Origin of the sequence: Streptomyces sp. NPDC048361, from assembly GCF_040651795.1 — a bacterium.
Lineage (GTDB): Bacteria > Actinomycetota > Actinomycetes > Streptomycetales > Streptomycetaceae > Streptomyces.
In genome coordinates this window covers 20,016-32,041 of the sequence record NZ_JBEZKW010000011.1, presented here as the reverse complement: position 1 = coordinate 32,041, position 12,026 = coordinate 20,016, and the positions used below count along the sequence as shown (strand labels likewise).

The following is a 12,026-nucleotide window of genomic DNA, read 5'->3' as shown; positions in this document are numbered from 1 at the left end:
CGAACGTACCGCCGCACACCCGCCCGCGCGCGAACCGGGCCGCCCCGGATCCGGCTCGTACGGGGGACGAGGGTCCTTCCGGCGTGCTGTGCCCAGCGACAGTGGAAGGCGGCAGAGAGCCAGTGCGGACAACCGGCGCATACGAGGAGCTGCAACGCACGTGTCTCGCGATCCTGCGTGATCTCGGCGTGGAGCGGTCCCTGCCCTTCGACGCGGTCTGCGCGCGGGTGGAGGAGCTCCGGGGGCGCCGACTCGTGCTGCGGGAACTGCCGGAGGAGGCCGCGCAGAGCGGGGTGTGCGGGCTCTGGCTCGGCACCGACACCGCCGACTACATCTTCTACGAGGCCAGGACCGCGCCCCTGCACCGCGAGCACATCGTGCTGCACGAGATCGGCCATGTGCTGTGCGACCACCGCCGCGACATCGCCGCCCAGGCCGACGACCTGGGCGGACCGCCGGACGGCGAGTTCGGGCCGCAGTTCGTCAAACGCCTCATGGCGCGCAGCAGTTACACCACGCGCGAGGAACAGGAGGCCGAGATGATCGCCAGCCTGATCCAGAGTTCGGGGAAGCCGAGCCGGCTGGCGGGTCCCCTGGGCCGCATCGGCGCCTTCCTCGGATTGATGGTCACCGGTGGCGAGTGAGCGGATGGTGGGTCAACTCGCAGACGTGGTAGGCCTGTTCAGCGTCCTCGTGTTGTGGGCCGCCCTCGTGTGGCGGGCGCTGCCGGCGTTGCGCCGCCCCGCGCACCGCGGCCTGTGGCTGACCGTCCTCACCGCTACCGTCGCCATCACCCTGTTCCAGCCCGGGGTCGTGGAGTGGTTCGTGCGCGCCGGCGCGAGCGCCCATCTGGTGTCGCTGACCCGCAACGAGCTGGGTGTGCTGAGCGCAGGTCTCGTGCTGCTCTTCGTCGTCGACACCGTCCGTTCGCGCCGGCTCCGGACCTTCGTGATCCTGGGCCTCGCCGCGGCGATGGGTTCGCTCCTGGTGCTCGACCGGATCGGCGTCGAGCAGTCGGCGTCGCACATGGCGCTCCAGGGCCCGGCCGACCCGTCGACCCTGTACTGGCTGATCCTCGTCGCCGCGCATCTGCTCGGCGACGCCGTCGCCGTGGTCGTCTGCTGGGACTACAGCAGGCGCGCCGAGGACCGCGACCTCGTAGGGTCGCTGCGGCTGTTCGCGGCGGGCAGCGTCCTGGCCATCGTGTTCTGGAGCGGCTACCTCTTCAACCTGTGCTTCCACACGGCCGGTACGCTCCCCTGCCTCTCCCTGGTCATCAGCGTCCACGGCCTGTTCCGCGCGGGCTCGCTCCTGGTGCCCACGGCGACCGCCTGCGCCCGGTCGGCCTCGGACCTGCGCACGACCTGGCGGCTGTGGCCGCTGTGGCGCGATCTGGTCGTCGCGGTCCCCCACGTGACCCTGACGAAGCCGCAGCGCTCCCGCGTCCAGGACGTGCTGCGACCCCGCTCCCCGCTCTCGCTCCAGGCCCACCGCCAGACCATCGAGACGTACGACGCGATGCTGGAGCTCCAGCAGTACGTCGGGCCGGACGCCTACGAGCAGGCGCTCCTGCGGGCCCGGCACGCCGGCCTGTACGGCGACCGTCTGACGGCGGCGGCCCTCGCCGGCGCCCTCGACCAGGCCCGCCGCGCCAAGTTGGCGGGCAGCCCGCCCTCGGCTCCGCGCCCGCTGCCCGGCGTCGATCGCGGCAGCACGACGACGCTTCTGTCGATCGCCCGGATCTGGCCCGCGGTGGCGGGCCGCACCGCCGCGGAGCCGGGCACGCCGGGGTGAGCGCCACCCCGGGTTCCTTACCGGCGCGGGCTCAGAGCGTGGCGTCGTCGCGGGGCGTGATCCGGTAGTCGAAGCCGAGCGTGCCGAGGTCGAGGGCGGTCGCGCCGCCGTCAACGGTGAGCACCGAGCCGTTGACGTACGAGGACGCCGGGGAGAGCAACCAGCCGATGGCCTCGGCGACTTCACTCGGGTCGGCGGGCCGGCCCATGGGCAGCAGCCTGGTGGCCTCCGCGTAGGCGGCCTCGGCGCCGCCGTCCCCGAGCCCGGCCTCCTCGGCGAAACGGTTCATGCGCCGGTCGGCCATCTCGGTCCGCACCCAGCTGGGGCAGACGATGTTGGAACGCACCCCCAGATGCGCGTAGTCGACGGCGACGGAACGGGCCAGTTGCAGCAGCGCGGACTTGGAGACGGCGTACGGCGCGTTGCCCCGCCCGTTGAGCAGCGCGGAGACCGACGCGACGGAGACGACCGCGCCGCGCGCGTCGATCAGGTGCGGCAGGGCGGCACGCAGGAGCAGCAGCGGGCCGGTGACGTTGGTGCGCATGACCTCGTCCCAGTCATCCAGGGAGAGGTCACCGACCGTTCCGCCGCGCCCGATACCGGCGTTGAGGACGATGCCATCGATCCGTCCGTACGTGTCGAGGGCGGCCTGAACGAGACTGTCGGCGGCCTCGGGGGTGCCCACGTCGCAGGGGTGCGCCAGCGCCCCGGTCTCCCGAGCGAGCCGCTCCAACGGCGCGACCCGCCGCCCGCCGGCGACCACGGAATGCCCCCCTTCGCACAACAGCCGGGCCGTAGCCTCCCCGATCCCGGAGCCTGCGCCCGTGACGATGACAACGCGCTTGTCGTTCAATGCGGTTCAGCTTCCTGTTCTGGGGTGCGGGATGGTGTGTGAGGCGGATCCTCTTCGCATCGTAGATCGGGGGCGGGGGCGATTGAATGATCTTGAAGGCGGGACTGGCTTGTTCTCACGGCTGGGGGGGCGCCGAGGTGTCGGCGCCCCCGCCCCGGTCCCCCTACACCGGGGCGACCGACGTGTAGTGCGATGCGTCCCCCGCGATCGAGTAGCTCTCCTTGCCGTCGATGCCGACCGGCACGTCTCCGGCGACCGTCACGCGGTTCAGGCGGCGGGGCAGGCCGTCGTAGTTGTCGATCGCGTAGTGCTGGGTGATGCGGTTGTCGAAGAGGACGAGCTGGTTGGGGGACCAGCGGTGGCGCAGGATGTTCTCCGGACGAACGACGTACGTCTGGAGCAGGTCCAGGACGGTGCGGGACTCGGCGACCGAGAGGCCCACGATCCGCTGCGCGAACCCGCCGATGAACAGTCCGCGTTCGCCGGTCAGGGGGTGCACGCGGACCACCGGGTGCGCGGTGCGGAAGGTGATGGACGTGAACTGGGCGCGCTGCTCCGCCTTCTTGGCGTCGACGTCCTCCTCCGGGACCGCGTAGTCGTAGTCGTTGGTGTGCTCGGCCCAGAGGGTGTCGGCGAACTGCCGCAGCGGCTGGGGCAGCGACCGGTCGGCCAGTTCGACGTAGCGGTGGTCGATGCCGGACAGCGCGGCGTGCAGGTTGAGGTAGATCGGGACGTAGACGACGATGGCGATGATCGCGATCTTGAAGGTTTCGCCGATGCCGAGCCACAGGATGAACAGCGGGATCAGGCCGAGGGTGGGGATCGCCCGGTTCAGCTGGACCGTCCCGTCGATCAGCGCCTCGCCGGTCCGGCTGAGTCCGGATGCCAGCGCGAGGACCACTCCGGCGGTGAGCCCGAGAGCGAAGCCGTATCCGGCGCGTTCGAGGGAGGTGAGCACGTCCGTGGAGAGCGTGCCCCCGCTCCACAGCTGACCGGCCGTGCGCAGGACGGTCCAGGGCGCGGGGATCGCGGCGGGGTCCAGCTGTCCGGCGGCGGACGCGGCGGCCCACAGGACGAGCACGAGGGCCGGCCCGATGAGCCGCGTGGCGGGCAGCCGCCTGCCGGGGGCGAGCGCGCGGCGCCGTGGTCCGCGGACTGCGGCCGCCGGCGCTTCGGCGGGCGGGGACACCAGCGGGGTGGGTGCGGTGGTGGTCATGGCCGTCACCTCTGGTAGTCGGGCGCGACGGCCTTGGCCGCCAGGCCCTCGAAGCGGCGGTCGAAGAGCGAGACGACCCGGAACTCCTTCACGAAGCCTCCCTCGGCGAGGAGATTCGCGGTCTCCTGTCTCCCACGCGATCGCCTCGTCCCAACTGGACGGGAACAAGGGCTTGTTGGCGAGCGCGGTGATCGACTCGGCCTGGGCGACCGTGAGGTTCTGCGTCTTGACGTAGAACTCCCGGTTCCAGATGCCGGGATGTTCGTACGCCCACACCTGGCCCTTGGCCCAGCGCGGAACGTATGCGGCGACCGCGGCCGCCTTCGCCGGGTCGGCGAGCACTGCGGCGGGTGCCCACAACAGGTTGAGCAGGTCGACCACGCCGGTGGTGATGGTGTGCGCACCCTTGGGCCCGTACTGCTTGAGGTAGGCGGGTACCTGACTGTTGGCGAGCGGCGCGACGTCGACCTGGCCGGCCTGGAGCGCGGTGAAGAACTGATTGCTCGTCAGCGGTACGAGGGTGACCTCGTCGTGGGTCAACCCGGCCTGCTTCAGGGCCCGCAACAGGACGACGCCCTGCGCCTGCCCCTGCGAGAAGGCCAGCCTCTTGCCCCGGAACTCCCGGACGTCCTTGATGGCGCTGCCGGGCTTGGTGGCGAAGACATAGGTGGGCTTGCGGGTGATGTCGATCGCGACGATCTTCGCGTCGTACCCCTGGAAGTGCGCCTGGATCGGCGGGATTCCCGCATTGTTGGCGACGTCGAGGGACTTGGCACGGAAGGCGTTGATGACGTCGGGGCCCGCGCCGGTGTTCACCCAGTCCGCCACCGTGAAGGGCAGATCGTCCAACCCGGCCAGTTTGAACTGGAGTTGCTGGACGCCCTGGTACGAGGCGATCTGCAGGCGGGTGCCGGCCGGGACGGTGGTGGACAGCGGAGCGGACGCCGCCGCCTTGGACGGGGTACCGGCGGCCTGGGCACCGGCGCAGCCGCTGAGACCGGCAGCGGCGGCGACGCCGAGCAGGGAGGACAGGAACAGCCGCCGGTCGACACCGGGCACGGCTGGGGACACTGGTGGCATGGGGAACTCCGTAAGGGCAGGAGCGGGCGCAGGAAGCGGAGGAAGGAAGGCGCGCGGCATCGCGAGCGGGCAGCGCGGGGCGGAAAAGCGACGGCGAATGCGAAGGAAAAGGGACGCGGGGCGACGGGGGCGGGAAGAGAAAGCGCGCGCGAAATGGACGGCCACTGGACGGGCCACTGGACGGGCCACTCGGCGGGCCAGGAAATGGATATGTGGGCGCGCGTGGTCAGCGGTTCACGGAGTCACGACGACCGCGACAGCGACGACCGCGACAGCGGGGAGCGCGCCCGGCGCGTTCCCGGTCCCCGACCGCGTTCCCGTCCCCGTTCCCGTCCCCGTCCTGGGAGGACACGGTCCGGATCAGCGACGATGACTGCGGGTGCGGATGCGGATGCGGGTGCGGGTGCGCGAGCGGGTGCGGCCATGGGCGCGGATGCGGGCGCGGCGACACATCAGCAACACCCGGCGGCTCTCAACGACAGAGAGTGCGGCCGATCCGCATCAGATCGATGACCCGGCAGCGGGTCAGAAGCACGGACCGTGCGGACTGTGCGGGCGCGGCATCGGCGCCCCGGTCGCGAACCTGCCGCGACCGGATGGCTACCGGGGAGAATTCCTGCGCGCTGCTCATGCGCAGAATCCTCGCGTCCACGCACAATCGCTGTCAACATTCCGAGTTTCTGAATTAATTCGGTTTGGTGGACGTCGCCGCCCCGGTCCCCGCGGACGTGGCGGTGGGCGCCCTCGGGACACTCAACGGGTCCCGGTACAGCACGTCGAGCGCCACGGCGCCGCCCGCCACGGCCAGGACCGACGCGGGGAAGCTGCTGGGCACGACCAGCACGTCCCGGCGCTCCACTGCCTCGCGCAGCGCGTCGAGGCAGTCCTGCCGGTGCATCACGCCGACCTCGGTGACGACGACGGTCTCCGGGTTGAGGACGTCGAGCAGCAGCCGGGCCGCCTGCCCGACCATGCCGGCCCGCTCCACGAGGAGGCGTACGGCGGTGGGATTCCCGGCGGCCGCCGCGCGCACCACGTGGAGGGGGTTCGCCGTGCGGATGACCTGTAGGTCGCGGGCGCGACGGCACAGGGTGCGTTCGCTCAACTCGGCCTGGAGGCACCCTGTTCGGCCGCACTCGCACGGTTCGGTACCGCCGGCGAGCGGGAGATGGGCGATGGCGCCGGCCTGTGAGCGGGGGCCGTGGTGCACCTCGTCGTGGGTGGCGAAGGCCGCGTCGACCACGTTGCCGACGAAGAGGTGCAGCATGCTGCGGCTCCCCCGGGCCCGCCCGAACAGTCGCTCCGCGTTCACCAACGCCCGCGCGTGGCCGTCGACTTGGATGGGAAGGAGGGTGCGTGCGCTGAGCGTGTCGCGTACGGGGACGTCCCGCCAGCCGAGGAGGGCGTGCTCCACGACGGTCCCGGAGTCCCGGTCCACCCAGCCGCCGACCGCGACCCCGACGCCGAGCGGAGTGCGCCCTTCGGACTCGTCGAGCAGCATGCCCAGCGCCTCGGCAGCATTGGCGAGGATCGGGCGGGGCTCGGTGCCGCCGTCATGACCGAGGCGCCGTTCCGCGATCACGCGCCCGCGCAGATCGAGCAGGGCGACGCTGGTGTACGGCACCGCGATGTGCACCCCGCCGACGACGAGCCGGCCGGTGTTCAGATCGACCGGCACATGAGGCCGGCCGGCCCCCGCGGACCGCCGGGGCGCGGCGGCTTCCTGGATCAGGCCGAGCGCGTCGAGCCGCGCACAGTGACCGGAGACCGATGCCGGAGAGAGGCCGGTCAGCCGCGCGACGGTGCTGCGGGCGACGGGGCCGTGGTCCAGGACGGAGCGCAGCACCGCGCTGGCACTGGTCCGGAGCCGCTCACCGTCCGCGGCCCGGCGCGCCGCCGGAAGGGTGGGTGGATCGAGCAGGGAAAGGGGGCCCGCTGAAGGGGACATGGCGTACTTCCTCGGGGAGCTGGTCCGACACCGCGCCGGTCGCGTACTCGGCGGAACCGGACGCACTGCCCCCGGGCCGCCTCAGGCGGTGCGACAGGTGGCCGTACCCTGGCGCCGCAGGTCGACATAGCGACGCGACGCGAAGTTCTCAGCCTGCGGAACCATGGCCCGAAGCTAGCAAACGCCGTGCCCCCTGCCCAGGCCCCGCCCACGCTACGGACGCTCCGGGGCGGCCCTGCGGCCGCAAGCCCCGCGGGAGAAGACGCTGCCATCGCCAGTGTGAGCCCCGAGGTCGGGCGGGCCGGGCCCGAGGGGGGCCTGGTCGGACCCGAGGCCGGTCGGCCCTGCGTCGGGTCCGACTCGGCAATAATCCTCGATGCCCGGCCACTGCCCGCCAGGAGCTGCCTGCTGCGACAAGCGCCTCCGCGTCCGTGCCGGCCGGGCGGCGCCCGGACCGGGCATCAGGCCGGAGTGATCCGCTCCCTGACCAGTTGGACGAACTGCCGCGCGGAGGAGTTCCGGTAGAAGTCCCGCACGGCGATCTTCGGCGCGCCAAGGTCCTTGACCTCGGCCAGGACGCGGACCACGAGGAGCGAGTTGCCGCCCCGCTCGAAGAAGTTGTCCTCGGGGCCGACCCGCGTGCCCAGATGACGGCTCCAGATGTTCAGCAGGTCGCGCTCCAGCCGGTCGGCGGCCCCGGACGCGGATTCGGCTTGCAACCCCGTCTCGACGGGGTCCGGGGGCTCCGCCGCGGCCGGGCGGGCGGCGGCCGGCCCGGGGAGCCGTGCGACATCCACCTTTCCGTTGATCGTCAAAGGGATGGCATCGAGTTCCGTGACCGTCGCCGGAACCATGTAGTCGGGCAGAAGCCGCCGAGCGTGCTCCGCGACCGTGGCCACGGTCGTGTCCCGCTTGAGCACCACGTACGCGTCCAGCCGGTCGGCCGCTCGGTCGCCGTTCTCGTCGTGCCGTACGACGACGGCCGCTCCGGAGACCGACGGCGCGCCGAGCAGGACGGTGCGGATCTCGTCCAGCTCGATCCGGTACCCGCGGATCTTCACCTGGCTGTCGATCCGGCCCAGGTGTTCCAGGGACCCGTCGGGCCGCATGCGGCCCTTGTCGCCGCTACGGTAGACCCGCTCTCCGGTCACCGGGTCGAGGACGAAACGCCGCGCAGTGAGGTCCGGCTGCCCCTGGTAGCGGAGCGCGACGCCGGCCCCGCCGACCCAGATCTCACCCGCCGCTCCCAGCGGCAGGACCTCGCCTTGTGGCCCGCGTACGGACACCGACCAGCCGGGGAGCGCCCGGCCCACCGACCGGCTCCCCCGCAGGGCCGCCTGCGGTGTCACGGTCCGGGCCGTCACGTGCACGGTGGTCTCCGTGATGCCGAACATGTTGACCGGACGGCACTCCGCCTGCGGGTGGCGGGCGAACCAGGGCAGCAGTTCACGGGCGTCCAGCGGCTCCCCTCCGAAGATGACCAGGCGCACCGCGAGCTCGGCCGGCGATTCCCGGTCCTGTGCGACGAGGGGCAGGAAGGCGGAGGGCGTCTGGCTGAGCACGGTGACACGCCGTTCGGCGAGCAGTGCGTGGAACTGCGCCGTGTCCCTGGTGACCCAGAAGGGCACCACCACGAGGTGCCCGCCGGTCAGCAGACAGCCCCAGATCTCCCAGACGGAGAAGTCGAACGCACTGGAGTGGAACATCGTCCACACGTCGTCCGGGCCGAGCCCGAAGTCCTCGGCCGTGCCGTCGACCAGCGCCAGCACATTGCGGTGCGGGACGACGACGCCCTTGGGCCGCCCTGTCGATCCGGACGTGTAGATGATGTAGGCGGGGTCGCTCTCGTCGCGGGGTGCGGTCCGGCCCCGGGTGGCGCTCGTCCCGCCGAGCCGGAGCAGCTCCTCCGGGGCCAGGGACCGGACGCCCTCGACGGCCGGGAACGCCCCGGCCGCGGCGACGACCACGCGCACCCCGGCACTGCCTGCGGTGTAACGCAGGCGCTCGTGCGGGTACGTGACGTCCATGGGCACGTAGGCGCAGCCCGCCTTGAGGACCGCGAGCAGGGTGACGACGAGGGTCGCATCGCGCTCCAGGCACACGCCCACCATGCTTCCCGGCGTCGCCCCCGACAAGCTCAGCCCCTCGGCCATGAGGGAGGCCCGCCCATCCAGCTGACGGTACGTCAAGGCCTGGGTGCCGTCCGTGACGGCCACCGCGTCCGGGTGGCGGCGTACCAGCTCCTCAATACGCCCGTGGACCGTCGAACCGGCCGCGAGTGCCCCGGCGACCGCTGGGGTCACTCCGCGCCGCACGATCTCCGCGGCGCGTTCGATGGGCATCAAGGGGACGGCCGACAGCGGCAGTTCACCACCGGCATTGCCTGGATCCGCCAACCAGCGAGCCACATGGGCCACTTGCTCGGCGAAGGCGTGCGCGATCAGCGGATCGATCAGGCCCGCGTCGTACCAGCAGGTGCCGCTCCAGGACCCGTCCGGGCGTCGCTCCGCCTGGAGCGTGAGCGGGAAGACGGGCGCGAGACAGGGGTAGTACCGCCGCGCGTCGTCCCACTCGCCGAAGACCATGCCCACGGGAATCGCGGGTCCGCCCGTCACCGCTTCACCGGCCGGCTCCGCCGACCGGGGGCCGCCGGCGAGGAAAGCGGCGACGGACATCGTCTCGTCGTACGTGAAGTCGTAGGCGGAAACGGCCGCGGAGACAGGCGTGGCAGCGCGCGGGGGCAGCGCGGCCGGTTCCGCCGCTTCGGGATCGAGCAGGCCGACCCGCGGAGTCTCCTCGGCGTCGTACCGGGACAGGACGAGGGCGGCCGCGGCTGTCAACAACCGCTGGTTCACAGGATGTTCGCCCACTTCCACGCAGAAGGGGGCCGTACCGAGGACGCCGCGGTGCGCGGGTTCGCCGAGGCCCCACGCCGGTCCCGCGAGGGGGGCGGCACCCGGCTTGCCCGACTCCGGCGCCGTGCCGTGCCGGCCCCTGCGGGGCAGGGCGCCGCCGGTGAGGAACCCCGCCAGGTCGCTCAGTGCCGTCCGGGACAGGACGTCTCGGGCGGCGACCAGCACCAGATCGGCGGCGCCGTCCGAATGCCGCACGAGAGTGATGCGCAGCCGAGGGCCGGCGGTGGCGCGCAGCGGCCGGCGGGCTTCCTGGTCCGCGTACCGCCGCACCCGCGGTGCCGTCGAGCGTTCCCGGGTGTGCCGTTCCCACAGCACACCGTCGGCGAGTTCGCCGATCTGGTCCAGCAGTGTCCGAAGCTCGCTCACGCCCGGGGGCCGCGGGCATCTGACCGTCAGGCTGTGGCACAGGGCGGCCTGCTCGTGGCAGTGCGGCGGCACGGACCAGTGGGCTGTCGCCATCGGAGATCTCCTGTGGGTGCGCTAAGAGGGGTGCGCGGGGGAACGCGGTCGGGCCGGCGCGGGTCAGCGCGCGGTGAAGCCCCCGTCGACCGTCAGTACGCTGCCGGTCACTTGCTGGGAATCGTCACCGGCGAGCCAGAGGGCGGCGCCGGCGATGTCGGAGGGGGCGATGAGCGAGTTCATCGGCTGTGCCTGGACGAAGACCCTCTCGTGGTCCTCGACGGCCACGTCGAGGGAGCGGGCGATCTCGGACAGCATCCGGCCGTCGACCGCCGGGTCGTCCGCGACGGAGCCCGGGCAGAGGGCGTTGACCCGGACCCGGTACGGCCCGTAGTCGAGAGCCGCCGCCTTGGTCAGCCCGATCAGCCCGTGCTTGGCGGCGACGTACCCGGCGAAGTGCCGGTAGCCGACCAGGCCGGCGGTGGACGAGACGTTGATGACGCTGCCCCGCCGTTGAGCGATCATCGTCGGCGCCACGGCTTTGATCATGCGCCACGCACCGGAGAGGTCGACGTCGAGCATCAGCTGCCACTCGTCCTCGCCGATCTCGTGGACGGCCTTTCCCGAAGGGGCGGCGATGCCCGCGTTGTTGACGAGGACGTCGATGCCGCCAAAGCGGTCGAGCGCCTTCTCGACCGCCGGCGCGACACTGCCGCGTACGTCGACGGAGTCCGCCAGCACCGCCGCGCCCCGCTCCTCGCAGAGCTTGGCGGTGTGCATGAGCTGACCGCTCGTCGACAGGGGGTAGGGGACACCGTCGATGTCCTCACCCACATCGAGCAGAACGAGGTCGGCTCCCTCTTCCGCGAACCGCAACGCGCAGGCGCGTCCCAGGCCACGGCCCGCGCCGGTGATCACCACGGTCCGGCCCTCCAGGGCCGGGCGTGCCGGACTCCTCCTGTCGCGTGTCATGTGCGGGCGCCTCGCGCCGCGGCGTCGATGACAGCGAGCAGTTCCTGTGGCCTGTCGGTCAGATACATGTGTCCGCCGGCGAGTTCCTTCAGCTCGAACGGTCCGGTCGTCGCCATCTCCCAGGTCGCGCACTGCGCCCGGCTCACCAGGGCGTCGTCCGTCCCTCGCAGGGCGGTGACAGGCAGCGTCAACGGCTCGTCCGAAAGGGGTCGGTAGTCCTCGTGCAGGGCCACGTCCGCCCTGAGCAACGGAAGCAGCAATTCCCGCAGGTCGGGGTCGTCGAGTGCCTCATGCCGGTATCCGGCGAGCTCCGCGACCCGCTCCACGAAGGTGTCGTCGTCGAGTTCCGCGGTCCGCCCGCTGCGACCGCTCCGTGGACCGGGGGACCCGCTCACGAAGAGGTGCTCCAGCACCGTGAAGCCCTGTGCCTGGAGTTCACGCGCTGTCTCGTAGGCGAGAACGGCGCCGAGACTGTGTCCGAAGAGCGCCACTCGTTCCGCCCCGCCGACCAGGCGGAGCGCGGCGCCGGCGAGATCCTTGGCAGCCTCCGCGGCGTCCTTGTACGGGTCCTCAAGGAAACGCTCCTCCCGGCCCGGCATCTGCAGCGGGACGATCCGAAGGCCCTGCTCACCGCCGTTGGGCCACGCCCTGTAGAAGCCGGCGCCGCTCCCGGCGAAGGGTACGCACAACAATGACAGGGTCATTTATCATCCTCATACTTGGAATGCCATTTGCCCAATAGCGCCTTCATCGTCACGGACACCGGTCGAACACGTCCTGACACATGAGGAATCCTGATGTGTATTGCCGATGCAAACCGTCCCACAGTCGGGGTAAATGCACTCTGCA

General features: G+C 71.7%; 9 protein-coding genes and 1 pseudogene. 2 read left to right on the top strand and 8 right to left on the bottom strand.

Annotated features, from left to right (window positions below; all coding sequences use genetic code 11):
- Nucleotides 1-122 precede the first annotated feature (122 nt).
- A complete protein-coding gene (locus tag AB0D31_RS08665; protein WP_362718950.1) occupies nucleotides 123-644 on the top strand; it encodes a regulator component in 522 nt (173 codons plus the stop codon).
- A gap of 25 nt (nucleotides 645-669) precedes the next feature.
- On the top strand, nucleotides 670-1,794 hold the full coding sequence (locus tag AB0D31_RS08660) for an MAB_1171c family putative transporter (RefSeq protein WP_362718948.1): 1,125 nt from the start codon (nucleotides 670-672) through the stop codon (nucleotides 1,792-1,794).
- 31 nt (nucleotides 1,795-1,825) lie between these two features.
- On the opposite strand, the gene AB0D31_RS08655 is transcribed toward AB0D31_RS08660, so the two are convergent.
- From AB0D31_RS08655 to AB0D31_RS08620, 8 genes and pseudogenes are all read right to left on the bottom strand, one after another.
- The gene (locus AB0D31_RS08655) at nucleotides 1,826-2,647 is read right to left on the bottom strand and encodes an SDR family oxidoreductase (RefSeq protein ID WP_362718945.1); all 822 of its coding nucleotides are present in this window, start codon (nucleotides 2,645-2,647) and stop codon (nucleotides 1,826-1,828) included.
- Between the two features lie 163 nt (nucleotides 2,648-2,810).
- Nucleotides 2,811-3,872 carry a TauD/TfdA family dioxygenase gene (locus AB0D31_RS08650; protein ID WP_362718943.1) on the bottom strand — a complete coding sequence of 354 codons (1,062 nt, stop codon included), beginning with the start codon at nucleotides 3,870-3,872 and terminating at the stop codon, nucleotides 2,811-2,813.
- Nucleotides 3,869-4,943: pseudogene (locus tag AB0D31_RS08645) on the bottom strand (ABC transporter substrate-binding protein). The gene AB0D31_RS08650 and the pseudogene AB0D31_RS08645 overlap by 4 nt, the downstream one beginning before the upstream one ends.
- Nucleotides 4,944-5,415: 472 nt before the next feature.
- On the bottom strand, nucleotides 5,416-5,574 hold the full coding sequence (locus AB0D31_RS08640) for a hypothetical protein (protein WP_362718940.1): 159 nt from the start codon (nucleotides 5,572-5,574) through the stop codon (nucleotides 5,416-5,418).
- 54 nt (nucleotides 5,575-5,628) lie between these two features.
- Nucleotides 5,629-6,891, bottom strand: coding sequence for an ROK family transcriptional regulator (locus AB0D31_RS08635; RefSeq protein ID WP_362718937.1), 1,263 nt, complete (start codon nucleotides 6,889-6,891; stop codon nucleotides 5,629-5,631).
- A 461-nt stretch (nucleotides 6,892-7,352) separates the two neighbouring features.
- Nucleotides 7,353-10,265: a non-ribosomal peptide synthetase gene (locus AB0D31_RS08630; protein ID WP_362718935.1), complete on the bottom strand. Its 2,913-nt coding sequence runs from the start codon at nucleotides 10,263-10,265 to the stop codon at nucleotides 7,353-7,355.
- Nucleotides 10,266-10,328: 63 nt separating this feature from the next.
- The gene (locus AB0D31_RS08625) at nucleotides 10,329-11,177 is read right to left on the bottom strand and encodes a mycofactocin-coupled SDR family oxidoreductase (RefSeq protein ID WP_362718932.1); all 849 of its coding nucleotides are present in this window, start codon (nucleotides 11,175-11,177) and stop codon (nucleotides 10,329-10,331) included.
- A complete protein-coding gene (locus AB0D31_RS08620; RefSeq protein ID WP_362718930.1) occupies nucleotides 11,174-11,881 on the bottom strand; it encodes an alpha/beta fold hydrolase in 708 nt (235 codons plus the stop codon). Before AB0D31_RS08620 ends, AB0D31_RS08625 begins: the two co-directional genes overlap by 4 nt.
- Between the last annotated feature and the right edge of the window lie 145 nt (nucleotides 11,882-12,026).

Coding starts and splice junctions, on each gene's coding strand:
- AB0D31_RS08640 (WP_362718940.1), bottom strand. CDS start 5,574: ATGAGCAGCGCGCAGGAATTCTCCCCGGTAGCCATCCGGTCGCGGCAG.
- AB0D31_RS08635 (WP_362718937.1), bottom strand. CDS start 6,891: ATGTCCCCTTCAGCGGGCCCCCTTTCCCTGCTCGATCCACCCACCCTT.
- AB0D31_RS08630 (WP_362718935.1), bottom strand. CDS start 10,265: ATGGCGACAGCCCACTGGTCCGTGCCGCCGCACTGCCACGAGCAGGCC.
- AB0D31_RS08625 (WP_362718932.1), bottom strand. CDS start 11,177: ATGACACGCGACAGGAGGAGTCCGGCACGCCCGGCCCTGGAGGGCCGG.
- AB0D31_RS08620 (WP_362718930.1), bottom strand. CDS start 11,881: ATGACCCTGTCATTGTTGTGCGTACCCTTCGCCGGGAGCGGCGCCGGC.